Origin of the sequence: Changpingibacter yushuensis, assembly GCF_014041995.1 — a bacterium.
Taxonomy (GTDB): domain Bacteria; phylum Actinomycetota; class Actinomycetes; order Actinomycetales; family Actinomycetaceae; genus Changpingibacter; species Changpingibacter yushuensis.
Genome location: NZ_CP059492.1, coordinates 1,645,721 through 1,660,730, shown reverse-complemented (window position 1 = coordinate 1,660,730; position 15,010 = coordinate 1,645,721). Strand labels below are relative to the sequence as shown.

15 protein-coding genes are annotated in these 15,010 nt (G+C 57.4%); 9 read left to right on the top strand and 6 right to left on the bottom strand.

What is annotated here, in order from left to right; translation table 11 throughout:
- Nucleotides 1-22: 22 nt before the first annotated feature.
- A complete protein-coding gene (locus H2O17_RS07230; protein ID WP_182049080.1) occupies nucleotides 23-1,450 on the bottom strand; it encodes a leucyl aminopeptidase in 1,428 nt (475 codons plus the stop codon).
- On the opposite strand from H2O17_RS07230, the gene H2O17_RS07225 reads away from it, so the two are divergent.
- Together H2O17_RS07225 and H2O17_RS07220 are read left to right on the top strand one after the other, a co-directional pair.
- Nucleotides 1,449-1,922, top strand: a complete 474-nt coding sequence (locus tag H2O17_RS07225) for a hypothetical protein (protein ID WP_246311185.1) — start codon at nucleotides 1,449-1,451, stop codon at nucleotides 1,920-1,922. The two genes, H2O17_RS07230 and H2O17_RS07225, sit on opposite strands and share 2 nt — an antisense overlap.
- 1 nt (nucleotide 1,923) lies before the next feature.
- On the top strand, nucleotides 1,924-2,946 hold the full coding sequence (locus H2O17_RS07220) for a quinone-dependent dihydroorotate dehydrogenase (RefSeq protein ID WP_182049079.1): 1,023 nt from the start codon (nucleotides 1,924-1,926) through the stop codon (nucleotides 2,944-2,946).
- 117 nt (nucleotides 2,947-3,063) lie between these two features.
- On the opposite strand, the gene H2O17_RS07215 is transcribed toward H2O17_RS07220, so the two are convergent.
- Nucleotides 3,064-3,744 (bottom strand): DUF3043 domain-containing protein, encoded by a 681-nt coding sequence (locus tag H2O17_RS07215; protein WP_246311184.1) that lies wholly within the window; start codon nucleotides 3,742-3,744, stop codon nucleotides 3,064-3,066.
- A 176-nt stretch (nucleotides 3,745-3,920) separates the two neighbouring features.
- On the opposite strand from H2O17_RS07215, the gene H2O17_RS07210 reads away from it, so the two are divergent.
- The 4 genes from H2O17_RS07210 to H2O17_RS07195 all read left to right on the top strand — a co-directional run bounded on the left by H2O17_RS07210 (nucleotide 3,921) and on the right by H2O17_RS07195 (nucleotide 7,963).
- On the top strand, nucleotides 3,921-5,279 hold the full coding sequence (locus H2O17_RS07210; protein ID WP_182049077.1) for a dipeptidase: 1,359 nt from the start codon (nucleotides 3,921-3,923) through the stop codon (nucleotides 5,277-5,279).
- Nucleotides 5,276-6,412: a glycerate kinase gene (locus H2O17_RS07205; protein ID WP_182049076.1), complete on the top strand. Its 1,137-nt coding sequence runs from the start codon at nucleotides 5,276-5,278 to the stop codon at nucleotides 6,410-6,412. Before H2O17_RS07210 ends, H2O17_RS07205 begins: the two co-directional genes overlap by 4 nt.
- A gap of 148 nt (nucleotides 6,413-6,560) precedes the next feature.
- Nucleotides 6,561-6,911, top strand: a complete 351-nt coding sequence (locus H2O17_RS07200; RefSeq protein WP_182049075.1) for a HesB/IscA family protein — start codon at nucleotides 6,561-6,563, stop codon at nucleotides 6,909-6,911.
- A gap of 17 nt (nucleotides 6,912-6,928) precedes the next feature.
- Nucleotides 6,929-7,963, top strand: coding sequence for an FKBP-type peptidyl-prolyl cis-trans isomerase (locus H2O17_RS07195; protein WP_182049074.1), 1,035 nt, complete (start codon nucleotides 6,929-6,931; stop codon nucleotides 7,961-7,963).
- Nucleotides 7,964-8,383: 420 nt separating this feature from the next.
- Here H2O17_RS07195 and H2O17_RS07190 read toward each other — a convergent pair whose 3' ends face one another.
- On the bottom strand, nucleotides 8,384-9,007 hold the full coding sequence (locus H2O17_RS07190; RefSeq protein ID WP_182049073.1) for a superoxide dismutase: 624 nt from the start codon (nucleotides 9,005-9,007) through the stop codon (nucleotides 8,384-8,386).
- Between the two features lie 288 nt (nucleotides 9,008-9,295).
- Here H2O17_RS07190 and H2O17_RS07185 point away from each other — a divergent pair, with 288 nt between their 5' ends.
- Nucleotides 9,296-9,742: a response regulator gene (locus H2O17_RS07185; protein ID WP_182049072.1), complete on the top strand. Its 447-nt coding sequence runs from the start codon at nucleotides 9,296-9,298 to the stop codon at nucleotides 9,740-9,742.
- A 1-nt stretch (nucleotide 9,743) separates the two neighbouring features.
- Nucleotides 9,744-10,805, top strand: a complete 1,062-nt coding sequence (gene trpD, locus H2O17_RS07180) for an anthranilate phosphoribosyltransferase (RefSeq protein WP_182049071.1) — start codon at nucleotides 9,744-9,746, stop codon at nucleotides 10,803-10,805.
- A gap of 95 nt (nucleotides 10,806-10,900) precedes the next feature.
- Here the strand turns inward: trpD and H2O17_RS07175 are convergent, their stop codons facing one another.
- From H2O17_RS07175 to H2O17_RS07165, 3 genes are all read right to left on the bottom strand, one after another.
- Nucleotides 10,901-11,179, bottom strand: coding sequence for an Lrp/AsnC family transcriptional regulator (locus H2O17_RS07175; RefSeq protein ID WP_182049070.1), 279 nt, complete (start codon nucleotides 11,177-11,179; stop codon nucleotides 10,901-10,903).
- A 44-nt stretch (nucleotides 11,180-11,223) separates the two neighbouring features.
- Nucleotides 11,224-12,990 carry a DEDD exonuclease domain-containing protein gene (locus H2O17_RS07170; protein ID WP_246311183.1) on the bottom strand — a complete coding sequence of 589 codons (1,767 nt, stop codon included), beginning with the start codon at nucleotides 12,988-12,990 and terminating at the stop codon, nucleotides 11,224-11,226.
- Nucleotides 12,991-13,070: 80 nt separating this feature from the next.
- The gene (locus tag H2O17_RS07165) at nucleotides 13,071-13,625 is read right to left on the bottom strand and encodes a hypothetical protein (RefSeq protein WP_182049069.1); all 555 of its coding nucleotides are present in this window, start codon (nucleotides 13,623-13,625) and stop codon (nucleotides 13,071-13,073) included.
- A 70-nt stretch (nucleotides 13,626-13,695) separates the two neighbouring features.
- Between H2O17_RS07165 and H2O17_RS07160 the strand changes: the two genes are divergently transcribed.
- Nucleotides 13,696-14,907: a pyrophosphate--fructose-6-phosphate 1-phosphotransferase gene (locus H2O17_RS07160; RefSeq protein WP_182049068.1), complete on the top strand. Its 1,212-nt coding sequence runs from the start codon at nucleotides 13,696-13,698 to the stop codon at nucleotides 14,905-14,907.
- Nucleotides 14,908-15,010: the final 103 nt, after the last annotated feature.

Below are 15,010 nucleotides of genomic sequence, written 5' to 3'. Positions count from 1 at the left end.
GAATCTCAACTTCGAGAGGCGCTCACCGCGCCAGATGTGAGATCAGCGTGCGCACGCCGAATCCTGTGGCTCCCTTCGGTGTGTATCCCCACGCCTCGCTTGTGTTGAACGAAGGTCCAGCAATGTCGATGTGGGTCCATGGAGTTTCGCCAACGAAGTCCTTGAGGAATAGGCCGGCTACGAGCATCCCCCCAAACCTGCTGCCAGAGTTCTTCATGTCAGCGATGTCCGATTTCAGGGACTTGCGCAGATAGGAGGGCAGAGGCATGGCCCACATGGACTCACCCTCGTCCTCGGCTGTCTGCGCAAGGGAAGAGACGAGTTCGCTGGTACCCATAAGACCTGCACAGCGAGCCCCCAGCGCCACGATCTGAGCGCCAGTTAGGGTGGCGACGTCGATCACTTCATCGGGCGATTCCTTGATTGCCTGAGTTAGGCCATCTGCGAGCACTAGGCGGCCTTCGGCATCAGTGTTGTTGACCTCAACTGTTGTGCCGTTGGAGATCGTCAGCACATCGCCCACACGAGTCGCAGACCCCGACAGCATGTTTTCGGCAATGCACAGCCAAGCTGTCACGCGGACCGGCAGATTGAGACGGGCGGCAGCCCAAACAACTGCAGCTACGGTGGCGGCTCCTGTCATGTCCGTCTTCATATCAATCAGACCAGCGTGGGTCTTCAGACTCATGCCACCCGAATCAAAGGTGATGCCTTTTCCGACCAACGCCACATGCCGCGTGGCACCTGCCGGAGCCCATTCCACGCGCATGAGGCGCGAAGGAGCAGTGGACCCGGCACCCACGCCGAGTATTCCACCGCAGCCTTCCTGTGCCAGTGCTTCTTCATCCCACACGCGCGTCGAAATCGATGTTCCTTCCACCATCGCGGCGACGGCATCGACCAAATCGGTGGTGCGCAGATCGCCAGCGGGAGTGTTGACTAGGTCCCGAACCTTGTTTTGGGCGGCGACAAGGATGCGAGTGGTTTCGAGCAGTTCCTCGGTTCGCGGCACATCGGAAATAACCGTTATGGCGTTCACAACGTTGGTTTTCTCCGAACGGTAATCGTTGAACTGGTAGGCGCCAAGCAGTGCCCCTTCGGCAATGGCTGAGAACTCTTCAGCATTCGTGTGCTGCACCTCAACCACAACGTTTTTAGCCTTGTCCACCTGGCGAAGCGCCGCACCAACGCATTCTCGCAGAACTGTAGGGGTTGGGTCTTGTCCAACAAAGACGGCGTAGATTTGCTGACCCGGAAGTGCCGGGGAGACAATTGGAATGATTGTTTCCGGGGCCTGCGATGCTGCTAGCGTTGTCAGAGTTGCCGTGACATCGGTTTGTGCTTGTATTGGAAGTACTCGTGACCGAATGTCGCTACTGGCGGTTACGCCAAGGATGATTGCTGCGTTCGGCGCTGCTTCGTATACAGCTGTTGCGTTGATTGAAGTCATGGCAGTAATGCTATGCGTTGATCGGGAGGACTTCTTGAGCTCGGAACCCGGGGGACTGCACGATGAACGGCAGTCCACTCATGGATGGCCGTTGGTTTTCCTCGCTTTGCTATGCGTTGGTGCGGCTATCTTTGCGTGGCGCGGTATCGTCGCGTCCACCGAACAATTCACCACAGGTGAAATTGGAACCGGAGTCGTCACGCTCGCCGCAGTGAGCACGTGGGTAGCTGGAGCAGTTGGAATTCTTCATAATGGCAGGCGAATGCGACTGCTCGCTTGGGTTATGTGGTCCATCAACGCCGTTCTTCCGTTTGCATCTTCAGTGTTCGACGACGCACTCGTCGCGTACGTCAGCCCGTGGTTCAGTGCTGGCGCAACGTATTTCTACCTCCCAACCATCGGCGCGATTCTTGCGTTGATATGGCTGGGCTGGTCTTCTCCATCTCAGATTGCCACTCGCAACGGAGGCTGACATGATCTATCGGCTCATCTACGACAAGCTACTAGTCCACACGGATGCAGAGGTGGCTCACCGCATAGCCATGGACGTAATCGGATGGTTCGGGCGCAGTGCCCTAGCTCCCGTGTGCGCCGCCACAGTGGGAAACACGGGCGGTGGAAGGTTTGAAGGTCTGCTCAGTAAGCCGGTCCCAGGGCGCCTTGGAATGGCGGCAGGTCAGGACAAGAATGCGACCGCCATCTTGGGAACCTTGGCTCTGGGATTTGGATTCACAGAGATTGGTACGGTCACGCCTCTCCCACAGCCCGGCAACGAGAAGCCTCGCCTGTGGCGAATCCCCGAGAAGAAGGCATTCCGCAACCGGATGGGCTTCAACAACGATGGCGCCGACGTCGTCGCTGACCATCTGTGCGCTGTGCGCGGTACGAGGCGCGGCAAAGACGCGATAATCGGCGTAAACATCGGCAAGAACAAGTGGGTGAGCGCTGCAGATGCCCCTAACGATTACGCAACGTGCGCCCGCAAACTCGCACCGTGGGCCGATTACTTGGTCATTAATGTCTCGTCACCCAATACGCCGGGTCTGCGTGACCTTCAGGCTATCGACTCTCTCAAGGTGATCGCCGGAGCCACACGGATGGCTGCCGATTCAGTGACGGACCATCACGTTCCGGTGCTGGTAAAGATTGCGCCTGATTTGGCTGACGAAGACGTGGCCGCTGTGGCAAAGATGATCATCGATACCGAACTAGACGGTGTAGTCGCAACCAACACGACCATCAACCACTCGTACGGCGAAGGTGGCCTTTCAGGGGCGCCAGAACTGGACCGCGCGGTGGATGTGGTCGGCCAGCTTCGCGCTATCCTCGGCCCCCACAAACTCATCATTGGAGTGGGAGGCATCTTCACGGTTGCAGACGCCTATCGAATGGTCAACGCAGGCGCGGACTTGTTGGAGGTCCTCACCGGGTTTGTGTATGAAGGACCGCTTATGCCAGGCCGTATCAATCGCGCGCTCGCAAAGACCGCAGGCTGAAGACCACAGGCTGAAGAAGAGCCGCGGGCCCGCAGGCCATGTGGCTGCGGGCCCGCGGGTCCACTGTGGGTGTCAGGCGCGAGGCATGCTCGCGCACTTCAATTGCCTGCCCGAAGGTTACTTGCCGCGAGAGCGGCGTGCCTTGCGCGCTTCCTTGAGATCTGCCGGTGAGCCTCCCGCAGGGTAATGCCCGAACTTAACCATGGGCTTTGGCATGCGCCACCTAGGGATGTAGAAAGTGCGGCTAATCATCTGCCAAGTGAAACGTGCCGGCACGCGCCCTTCGCCAAACTTGTGTTCGATGAGGATCTTCGCATTACGCACGGCCCACCACGAGTCGAGAAGCATGAGTGCGAAGAGAACATAGACGGAAGAGACCAGCCACACAAACAAGGTTTCACTGATGCTCTGCAGGAACATCGAAAGGACCAGCACCACGGCCAGAGGCATGAAACCTACTCCGAGGCACGGACGTGCGTCTAGGTAGTCGCGAGCGAATCGACGAATGGGGCCCGCGTGCTGAGCGGGCATGTTGCGATCGTCGCCCGTCTTCATTGCGTGCTGCTGCTTCTGCCATTCTGCATCGGAGCGGGCACGGTTCTCCGCCTTGAGCGCCTTCTTCTCTTCCTTCGTCATCTTGGTTCGATCAGCAACGATCGGACGACGCTGGGAAGCCTCGACATCCCGCCGCTTGGGAGTGGGAGTTCCCTTGCTTGGGGTGTAACCCTTTGGCAGCGAACTGTCGCTGGGCTCAAACGGGCTCGTCGTTGATTCGGGGTCCTTCTTGCGACCGAACACACTCACTCCATCCAATATGGGCGTCCACAGGGACGCTGATCATCTAAACAATAGTCTAGGTGGCTGAGCGTCTCCGCTCCATTTCGTGCCCGCAGGCAGTGCAACGCGCCACGATCTTAACGGAACTGCGGATACCGCTTGGGCTATGGGTCTACAGAAACAGCTAGGCTTGAAGAATGACACGTCTTGATGATCTCGCTGCGCGCGTCGATGCGCAGATGCCCGCCATTCGCACCGAACTCGAGAACCTCGTCCGAATTCCATCGGTTTCGGCTGCATCTTTCGATCAGTCTCGAGTGCGTGAGAGCGCAGAAGCGGTCGCTGCATTGGCGCGAAACCGCGGTTTGGAAGCAGAAGTCATTCAACTTACTACACCGTCCGGGTTGGTTGGCCGCCCAGCTGTGCTGGCACATCATGAGGCACCTGCGGGTCAACCCACCGTTCTCCTCTACGGTCACCATGATGTGCAGCCAGAAGGAGCGCGGGAAGGATGGTTATCCGAACCGTTCGAACCCGAGGAACGCAATGGACGCTTGTACGGGCGTGGCACGGCAGATGACAAAGCCGGAGTGATGGTGCATATGGGTGCTATCTCTGCGCTTGCCGATGATCTGAATGTGGGCGTAACTCTGTTCATCGAGGGTGAAGAGGAGTCGGGTTCGCCCACTTTCCATGACTTCCTTGAGACCTACAAAGATCGCCTTGAAGCAGACGTCATCGTGGTGGCAGATTCGAACAACTGGAAGGTCGGTACGCCGTCGCTGACCACGTCTTTGCGCGGAGTCGTGGCACTCTCGGTCACAGTAGAATGCCTTGACCACGCGCTTCATTCTGGTGCTTACGGTGGTCCGGTGCTTGATGCAGTCACACTGATGTCTCGGCTCGTCGCCACACTCCACAATCCTGATGGGTCAGTAGCGGTTGAGGGTCTTGTTTCCTACGACGACGCTACCGCCAACTACACCGAAGCAGACCTTCGGGCTGATATGGGCGTGCTCGACGGTGTGGAGCTTGCAGGCACGGGCACCATCGCCTCGCGTCTGTGGACGCAGCCAGCTATCGCTGTTATTGGCATGGATGTGACCAGCCTAGAGAAGGCATCCAACACGCTTATTCCAGCGTGCACAGCTCGCCTCTCAATGCGCATTGCACCAGGGCAGAACCCCGCAGAGGCGGCAGAGGCGCTCTCGCGTCACCTCAAGGCATTCGCACCGTTCGGGGCGCGCGTCACCACAACGATCGAAGAGGCAGGACCATCCTTCAAGGCGTCTGGCGATACACCCGCGACCAAGGCGGCACGCTGGGCACTCGAAGCCGCATGGGGGAATGAATCAGTTGACATTGGTGTGGGCGGGTCTATTCCGTTCATCTCAGATCTTGGCGCGGTATTCCCTGAGGCGGAGATTCTGGTGACTGGAGTGGAGGATCCAGATACCCGGGCTCACTCGCAGAACGAATCGCTGCATTTAGGAGACTGGCGCAATGCAATACTCGCCGAAGCCGCGCTCTTGGCGCGCCTCGGCGGCCACCTGTGAAAGTAGTGCTCGCAGGGTCTGCGCTGCCTGGTATCCGGGCAGCGCAGACCACCCGCATTGCCGCCACCGCCTGGGAGCAGATGAGGCCCAGCGATGAGATTGCTTCCTGGGTGGTCTCTGACGGCATCTCTATGCCACTTGTGGGATCTGGCCTTGATGACGTTTTGGCGACCGCGCAGTCCCGAGTGGAGGAACGCGGAAGCGTGGATACTCGCCATTTTGCCCTGCGCACGGGCAATGATGTTCTGCTGGACTACACCACATTATTGGCTGGAGTGCCGGCAGAGGGATCTCCTTCTTCGGCTTTGGTCGGCCACGACCTCCTGTGGGCGGTGGATTCGGGAGTCACACATGCGATTCTGGCACTACCAGTTCCAGGCTCGATAGATGACATGGGTTATGGTTTGCTAGCCTCCTTGGCCAGAATGCAGACACATCTTCTGGGAAGCCACAGCTCGCAAGAATCAGAGCTTCCGGCAGTCCCCGAGCTCGCAACGGCGCTGGCACAAGCCAAGGAACGGCTCGGCGGTTTACGAATCACGTTGCTGGCACCAAGTGAGCAGCGCCTTCTTGGCCTTTCTGGCGTGGCACGCAGCTGGATGCAGCGCGGAATAGAACCAGCGGTTGCCCAAGCAGCCGAGCGCCGTATTGGAGAGTTGGCCAGCCGCGTTATCGAAGCTTCGGCACATACCCGCAGAACCTCACTCTTGGCTGACGAGCTGACCTCGCGAGGTATATATGCAGGAATCGGTGGCGGCCTTGGATTCATGTTTGAGGCGCTGGGAGCCAGCATCTTTCCGGTGGGGGACCTGACAGTCCGGGACCGTCTCACCCCAGATATTTCGAATGCGGATCTCGTCGTCTACATCTCAGGTGCAATCAACGACGATCTTCCTTCAGGTCTTATCAGCGCACTAGACCAAGCGAAAAAGGTGGGTGTTCCCGTCGTCGTCGTTTATGACTCTGGTGCGCTGCGCAAAGGCGAGTTGCCAAGCCTAGGGCTCAATGGTGCGTATGAGCTGAGGCCCGACTTCGCTTTTGAACCCCCTGAAGCGATTGACGAGTTCGGCAGGCTTCAACCCATCTTGTTCGACATGATGACCCGAGTTGCGCGTACGTGGGGCTGGGATTAGCGGCGTGTCGATATCTTGCTTGCCTGAGGAAGTGTTGGAAAAACAGGAAATGAATGTGCCAATGGCGAAAAGCGAGAGGTAGGTCGCTAGTGACATTCAGGTTTGGGCACTAGGCTTGTACGGTAGACACTTTTCGAGGAGGACCGTCATGACTGAGATTCTTGACACTGCAACTCACAACGTGACCTTGACTGATGAGGCATCAACAAAGGTTGCCACATTGCTGGAGCAAGAAGGCCGCGATGATCTGCGCCTTCGCATCGCAGTACAACCAGGTGGATGCTCTGGCCTGATGTACCAGCTCTACTTCGATGAGCGTCTCCTTGATGGCGATGCTGTCCGTGATTTCGGTGGCGTTGAAGTGGTGGTAGACAAGATGTCCAAGCCGTACCTCGATGGGGCGACCATTGGGTTTGCTGATTCCATCGAACGTCAAGGATTCACCATCGACAATCCAAACGCTCAGGGCACCTGCGCCTGCGGTGAGTCGTTCCACTGAGTTTCACGGAAAGAAATATGCGAAATCGACTTCTGGCCTCAGCGCTTGCTGCGGGCCTTCTATTCAGTGTTGCCGCGTGCAGCAGCGGCGACGCCTTGGAGTCGGAGAGTAGCGCCTCGGCGAGCTCATCGGCAAGCTCAATTCCAGCTCCGGACGTCAAGTTCACGTCCGACGGGATGCCTACCCTCGCCTCCGACAGTGATGGCAACCCATCCCTCGAGTTCCCGGATTCGGATGCTCCGGCCGATCTGACAGTCGACATCCTGGAGGAAGGCGACGGCGATGAGGTGTCATCTTCCGATTTCGTGGTTGTTGATTACGCGGGATTCGTATGGGGTGGCACCGAAGCGTTCGATTCGTCGTTCGCCAACGGTTCCGCCGCAGCCTTCTACCTGAGCAACCTCGTAACTGGGTGGCAGTACGGTCTCGATGGCACCCATGTCGGTGACAAGCTGATCATCTCCATCCCGGCTGACTACGGCTACGGCCCATCCGGTGGCAACGAGTCCGCGGGAATATCCGAGACTGACACGATTGCTTTCTACATTGAGATTCATGATCGCATGGATGCTACAAGTGCTGGTCAAGCCGACGCCTCTGTTGAAGTGACATCTGATGACCTTCCTCTGAGCTATGTGGGCGATCTCGGTGCACCGATCACTGAGGTCACCATTAACGACGGCGAGGCGGAGCCAACAGAGGTTTCGTCGACGATCATCGCGAAGGGCTCCGGTGACGAGGTCGGCTCTGATGGCACCATGGTCATTGCGTATGCTGCTTCAACGTGGGATGGATCAACCGTTGAAAATACGTGGACAGGGGAGCCGTCGGATTCCATCCTTGGCCCTCAGGCCGTGACAGTTGGATATGGCACCATCTTTGACGCGTTGATCGGAACACCTGTTGGTTCTCGCGTTTTGATCCTCATGCCCGCCACGGATGGTGACGACTCCACGTCAGCCACCGCGGCCTATGGAATTGTGGCGGATGTTCTGGAGTATCTGCCGGCGTCGTCGACCTCCGATGGAGCAACCGACGACTCAACTGAGTAATCACTAAACAGTGCAAGGGCCGGTCCGCGTATCCTGTGCGGACCGGCCCTTCCTGTTGGTTGGACAGCGAACGGGCAGCAGATTTCGCTTGTCAACACTGGCTCTCAGAGCGTCCGTGCGCAGCGGGTTTGGTCAACCTTGGCGAAAGTCGCGCCAGTTTGGCGAACCGAGCGCTGCTCTGGTTGGGTGGCTGGTCTGCCGCGCCCGCTAGACGGGCTAGGACCACATCCAGACGGGTTAAACCTACCTCGCTTTGAACCGCATCAAACTGGTGGTTTCCCGCGTTCAAAAAGCGGACCCAACGCCTACCCAAGCGGGTTGTTCGGCGCTCACGTGGCGGCTTCTTCAGCGTATACAAGATGGTGGAGGGGATGCAGCTCACGAGCTGCATCCCCTCCACCATTGCGCTATGTAGTGAGATTAGCGAAGGATAAGACCCTCGGTCTTGGACACTGCGTTGGCGAGGCGCTCAGAAACGTCCGCCCAGTTCACGATGTTCCAGATGGCCTTGACGTAGTCAGCCTTGACGTTCAGGTAATCGAGGTAGAAGGCATGCTCCCACATGTCCAGCATGAACACAGGTGTGACGCCCACGGGGACATTGCTCTGCTGATCAAAGAGCTGGAAGATGATGAGCTGACCGGCGATGGAATCGTATCCCAGAACGGCCCAGCCGGAGCCCTGAATGCCAGTGGCTGCAGCGGTGAAGTGCGCTTGGAACTTCTCAAATGAGCCAAAGGCATCGTCAATTGCGGAAGCCAACTCACCCTCGGGGCGTCCGCCACCGTTCGGGGAAAGGTTCTTCCAGAAGACTGTGTGGTTAGTGTGGCCACCAAGGTTGAATGCCACGTCCTTGGAGAACTGGTTCACCTTGGAAAGGTCACCAGCGTCGCGGGCAGCCGCGAGATTGTCCAGTGCGGCGTTAAGGCCAGCGACGTATGTTGCATGATGCTTGTCATGGTGAAGTTCCATGATCTTGCCCGAGATGTGGGGCTCAAGCGCTGCGTAATCGTAGGGAAGTTCGGGAAGAGTATAAACGGCCATCGGTCCTCCAAAGAACTGGTCGAGGTTGATAAATCCGACTCTGGCAACGCTAATCGTTCAGGGCACTCCATCGCAGAACCACTGGTGAAGTGGTGGGTGCAAATCGTGATGCACTGAATTTCGTGCGCCGCCACGTTCTTAATTATAGGGACGATTGTCCCGATTGCCAGATAGTGGGTGTAATTCTGCCAACAGCCGATCAATATGGCGATTCGCTCGTGTTTTTGCCCGTATTGGGCGTGGTCTCTCATCAGCTTCAACAAATCGCTACTATTGACGATGGGCATATTGCCACTGAATTTACTTGCACTCACGGAGGTTGAGATGGTCGAAGAACTCACGTCGAAGGTTGGCTACGTAAACGTCCTCGTCTTTTCAGACGATGCCACAACCCGGCGGGAGATCGTGACTGCTGTTGGCCGCCGCGCGGGCAAGGGTCTTCCTGAAATTGTCTGGAAGGAAACGGCTACGGCCGATGCCGTGATGGCTGAGGTTCGCGACGGTGACTACGCACTGCTGATCTTGGATGCTGAAGCACCCAAGTTCGGAGGAATGGGCGTTGGCAAAATGATCCATGATGAGATCGATGCTGACATCCCGTTCATCACTGTGCTTGGCCGCCCGCAGGATGAGTGGCTTTCGCGATGGTCGGGTGCGGCAGCTGTAGTGTCCCACCCTGTTAACCCACGCGAGCTTTCCGAGACGGTTGCGCGCATTCTCAAGACTAGGATTTGAGATGCAAGAAGAACGTACCTGGCCTGAGCTCACCACGCGCCTGATTAGAGGTGAAGACCTGTCAGATCGGGACACGTCGTGGGCCATGGATCAGGTTATGTCTGGCGTCACTTCACCGATTGTATTGGCCGGATTTCTCACCGCATTGGCTACCAAAGGTGAAACTTCAAACGAATTGCGTGGCTTGGCTGATGCGATGCTGGCCCATGCACTGCCCATCTCGATCGATGGCGAAGTCCTTGACATCGTGGGCACGGGTGGTGACCGCCTGCGGACCGTCAATGTTTCGACCATGGCAGCGCTCGTTATCGCTGGCGCTGGCACGCCGTTGGTAAAGCACGGAAATCGCGCTTCTTCCTCTGCTTCCGGGTCAGCTGATTGTTTGGAGGCTTTGGGCGTCAATTTGACGATGTCCGTGGCCGACGTCGAACGCTGCTTCCGCGAGATTGGCATTACGTTCATTTTCGCAAACGTCTTTCATCCTTCAATGCGCTATGCAGCGCAGGCTCGTAAGGAACTCGGAGTGGGTACGGCGTTCAATGTCTTGGGCCCACTAACAAATCCGTCACGTCCAAAATCGTGCGTGATCGGCGTTTCAAGCGAACGGCATGCGCCTATTGTGGCAGGAGTGCTGGCGGATAGAGGAACATCTTCGATTGTCTTCCGGGGCACGAATGGTATGGATGAACTTTCTGCAGTGACCACCAATCAGGTGTGGGAGGTCCGCGACGGGAACATTGGCTATACCGAGTTCGACGCCGTTGCAGAGTTAGGGCTAGCGCAGGCTTCTGTTGAGGATCTACGTGGCGCTGATGCTGGCTACAACGCCGAAGTCGCTCGCCAGGTATTGGCGGGTGCCGCTGGCCCAGTCCGCGATGCAGTCATCCTCAATGCCGCGGCGGCTTTCGTTGCCGAGGGCAGGCGCGAGGGCGTTCGCCCGAGCGATGGGTCTTTGGTGACGAGGCTTTCTGTGGGGTTGGATATTGCACGGAAGACTATCGATTCGGGCGCAGCGCAGGATTTGCTTAAGCGGTGGATTGAGTTCTCCGAATCGGTCTCTTGATCCGAACCTCGCATGACTCGTTCTGAGAGACTCTCAGTGATAGATAGGCGGGGAGGCAAGCCGTGGCTTGCCTCCCCGCCTATCTATCACAACTATCAGTCGAGCCCGATGTGGAATGCCTCATCCAGATCCGACTGCGAAAAGGTCTGGAAGGCCAAGTAGGTGGTCATTCCGATAACGCCCTCAACCTTGCCTATCTTGTCTGAGATCACCTGTGCGAGATCGTCGTGTTCGTCGACTCGTACCATCGCGATGATGTCAATATCTCCAGTGACTGAGAAAACTTCGGCAACTCCCGGGATCGCAGCTACCTTCGAAGCAACTTCGGGAATCAAGGATACGTCGGCATCGATCAGAACAATTGCGGTCAGCATAGAATCTCCTCAGGAATGATGTGCGCCGTTCTCACGGCCAGAGATCAGTCTAGTTCAACCCCGGATCGTACCTTAGGCAAATCATGACGCGCGGCCGCGTTTCTTGGAAGTGCCAGCGGCAGGGGACCATCGCATTCCAGCAGACGAGTGTTTGGTTTCCACAACCATTTGAGCAGCATTTCCGTCTCCTCTACCGGTGCGGCGCCACAAGCAAACTCAGGTTGCGGAACATCGTGGCAGCTCGCTGCTAATCCTGCAGCTACGCTAGGTGGATCTTCTTCCCCTTGCGCTACAGCGCTTCCGGCGAGCCGTCCATAACGAATAACAACAATCTCCCAGCGTTGTTCTTCCTTACACACCGCAATGACCTGCCGAGCCTGAAGGAGCGGCAGAAGCCTCTCTTTGCGCCGCTGTGTGGCAATAACAGAGGTGAGCCGATCGCGTTCTACCGCTGCCTGCTCAAAACGTTCCTGTTGGGCCAACGCGGTGAGGCGTTCCATCTGGGTGGTCCATAGCGGATCAGATTCACCACGGAGAATCGCGCGCGTATCTTTGAGCGCCGCGCGATCGACTTCTCCTGATACCACGCAGGGCGCCGCACATTTGCCCATTGCCTGAAGATGGCAGGCCGAGGAGCGTGATGCTGGTGTGAGCGGGAGCCGTTTGGTACATGTGCGAAGCGAGGCGACGTCGGCGATGAGTTCGCCTGCACGTTTTGCCTGCCCGAGTGAGGTGAATGGCCCCAAAGATGTTGGAGCATTGCTGGCTGAGAGCGAGCGGGTGGCCTTTAGGCGAGGATGAGGTTCATCCGTTAACACCAACCATGGGCGGCGTTCAGGGTGGCGAGAGCGCCGATTGTACGGAGGATCGAGTTCAGCGATCAGACGGAGCTCAAGAACGCTGGCTTCAAGGACTGTAGCAGTGGAGGTTGCCTCCACACTGACTGCGAGATCCACCATTTCAGCAATGCGTTTCCGGTTCTCTGCCGCAGTGAAGTATTGGCGCACGCGCTTGTAGATGTTGACTGACGTACCAACGTACATGACGTTATGGTCTGGGCCGATGAAGCGGTAAACCCCCGGGGTATGAGGCAGCCCATCGGCAAGAGTGGACTTGCGGCGCCGGGCAGCTGGCACAGGATCAGACGCTGTGACGAGATCGTCAAGGTGGGTGACTCCGAGCGGCCCGAGCCGCCCGAGAATGGTGTGGAGCACATCAACTGTGGCACGCGCATCGTCAAGAGCCCGATGAGTGGGGCTGGTGGTTGCATTGCAGATGCGGGCGAGCGTCCCAAGCTTGACGTTGGGTGCTTCATCACGGGTGAACACCCTTCTGGCAAGTTTGACGGTGTCAAGAATCTTCACGCGCGGCCATGGCAGTTCAAGGCCTGCTGCCGCTGCTTTGAGGTGGCCAACATCAAATCGTGCGTTGTGAGCCACGAGTACGGTATTGGGATCACTGCCGAGGAACTCTAGAAATGCTGGCATGACAGCCGAAATATCGGGAGCTTCTATGGTCATAGCGGTGGTGATGCCCGTCAGAACTGTGATGAATGGGGGGATAGGCACACCAGGATTGACAAGTGTTGCAAATTCCCCAACCAACTCACCTCCGCGCACCTTCACCGCGCCGAATTCGGTTATGGAATGTAATTCAGGTTTGCCGCCGGTGGTCTCTAGATCGACCACAACGAATGTGACGTTCTCAAGAGGCAGCCCGAGATCGTCAAAACTCAACTGGCCAACCGGGCCACGGTAGTGGTCCAGTTCAAGCCGATGCCCAGGGGCAGTGGAGTTCAGCGATTCTTTCACATGTCCAAGGCTACGGTCATGAGGGGACAGATTCTGATTCCTGAAGTCTTCCGACCTGTCGTAATCGGGTGTTCAGAAAGTCACAGGCGCGCGCCGTCGTCGTACGGATCAACGTCACCTTGGTCGGGAGAAGTCGCGAACGCAGCGATAGCGGCGAGTACAAAAGCGGATACGCCCACTATCGTGGCACCGACAACTCCGCCTGGAATCACTGAAAACGCCATGAGAACTGCAACGGCAAGGGCAACTAGAGCTCCACCCCACAGCAGCGCTGAATGCCGATGGGCCGAGCCTACGGGTCCATTAAGAGATTGGTCTGCTGGAGCTTCTGGACTCAAATAGAAGGGTTCGTCCGCGTTTGTTTCCGCAACTGCTTCCGCATCTGCTTCCTCGCCGGGAGACCAGTCGCGCGGACCATTCAGTCCGCCGTTTGGGTCTGAATAGGTGAGAACGGAATCGCGGCCATCCTCAGAATCGGAGTCTGAATCCACACGTGGTCTCGCAACATGAAACTGGTCAGGGCCGGCCGAATCGAGTGCCGCTTCATCCGTAATGGCATTCAATTCGGCGGCATATTCAGCCCACGTGGCTTCAAAACTGTCATCAGGTGTGCCTGGTCCCGGGGTCTGTGGCATAGGTCCTAGCATACCGCCGCTAGAATGGACGGGTGATTAACACCGAACACGACCTTAGGGAAGGTTAAAGATGACTGTTCGCCGCGTCGCTCTCCTCACTGCAGGTGGATTCGCACCTTGCTTGTCCGCTGCTGTCGGTGGCCTCATTGAGCGCTACAACGAAGTTTCTCCAGACGTTGAGATCATCGCCTACCAATACGGCTACCACGGTCTTCTGACCGGCAACTATGTTCTTGTAGATGACGAGGCACGCAAGAATGCAGCCATTCTCAATCGCTTCGGTGGTTCGCCCATTGGCAACTCCCGGGTGAAGCTGACAAATGCCAAGAACCTCGTTGAGCGTGGTCTGGTCAAGGAAGGCGAGAATCCCCTCGAAGTCGCCGCTGAGCAGTTGCGCAAAGACGGGGTGGATGTTCTCCACACTATCGGTGGCGATGACACCAACACCACCGCAGCTGACCTCGCCGCCTACCTCCACGATCATGACTATGAGTTGACGGTTGTGGGTCTGCCCAAGACCATCGACAATGACATCGTTCCTATTCGCCAGTCACTGGGTGCATGGACTGCGGCAGAAGAAGCGGCAGATTTTGCGCAGCACATCATTGGCGAACACCGTTCAAACCCGCGCATGCTCATTGTCCATGAAGTCATGGGCCGCAACTGCGGTTACCTGACCGCTCAGTCCGCCTACGATTACCACAAGTGGGTTGGCAAGCAGGAGTGGGCACCAACCATCGGTCTATCTGAAGAGCGCTGGGACGTTCACGCGGTGTACCTGCCAGAGATGTCCATCGATCTGGATGCGGAAGCCACACGCCTCCGCGCCATCATGGATGAAATCGGCAACGTCAACATCTTCCTTTCCGAGGGTGCTGGTGTGGATGAGATCATTGCTGAAAAGGAAGCTGCCGGCGAAGAAGTTCAGCGCGATCCGTTTGGTCACGTCAAACTTGACACGATCAACCCTGGTCAGTGGTTTGCTAAGCAGTTCGCTGACCGTATTGGCGCTGAAAAGGTCATGGTTCAGAAGTCTGGATACTTCTCCCGCGCATGGCATGCAAATGCAGATGACCTCCGGCTCATCAAGGGCATGGTTGACCTCGCAGTGGAGTGCGCACTGGCTGGAAAGCCGGGCGTGATCGGCCACGATGAAGAGAATGGTGACGTACTTACCAACATTGCGTTCCCGCGGATCAAGGGAGCCAAGGCCTTCGACGTCACGCAGGGTTGGTTCACTGAAACCATGGCATCGATCGGTCAAACGGTTCAGGCACGCTGAAGAAGCGCGTGATGAGTCCACGAGCACGGCCTCTTGGTTGAGGAATGCTGGGATCTTTGCGTGCACAATGCACGTGAGGATCCCAGCATCCGTCTGGCGGAAC

Coding starts and splice junctions, on each gene's coding strand:
- H2O17_RS07225 (WP_246311185.1), top strand. CDS start 1,449: ATGGCAGTAATGCTATGCGTTGATCGGGAGGACTTCTTGAGCTCGGAA.
- H2O17_RS07230 (WP_182049080.1), bottom strand. CDS start 1,450: ATGACTTCAATCAACGCAACAGCTGTATACGAAGCAGCGCCGAACGCA.
- H2O17_RS07220 (WP_182049079.1), top strand. CDS start 1,924: ATGATCTATCGGCTCATCTACGACAAGCTACTAGTCCACACGGATGCA.
- H2O17_RS07210 (WP_182049077.1), top strand. CDS start 3,921: ATGACACGTCTTGATGATCTCGCTGCGCGCGTCGATGCGCAGATGCCC.
- H2O17_RS07200 (WP_182049075.1), top strand. CDS start 6,561: ATGACTGAGATTCTTGACACTGCAACTCACAACGTGACCTTGACTGAT.
- H2O17_RS07195 (WP_182049074.1), top strand. CDS start 6,929: ATGCGAAATCGACTTCTGGCCTCAGCGCTTGCTGCGGGCCTTCTATTC.
- H2O17_RS07190 (WP_182049073.1), bottom strand. CDS start 9,007: ATGGCCGTTTATACTCTTCCCGAACTTCCCTACGATTACGCAGCGCTT.
- trpD (WP_182049071.1), top strand. CDS start 9,744: ATGCAAGAAGAACGTACCTGGCCTGAGCTCACCACGCGCCTGATTAGA.
- H2O17_RS07175 (WP_182049070.1), bottom strand. CDS start 11,179: ATGCTGACCGCAATTGTTCTGATCGATGCCGACGTATCCTTGATTCCC.
- H2O17_RS07165 (WP_182049069.1), bottom strand. CDS start 13,625: ATGCCACAGACCCCGGGACCAGGCACACCTGATGACAGTTTTGAAGCC.
- H2O17_RS07160 (WP_182049068.1), top strand. CDS start 13,696: ATGACTGTTCGCCGCGTCGCTCTCCTCACTGCAGGTGGATTCGCACCT.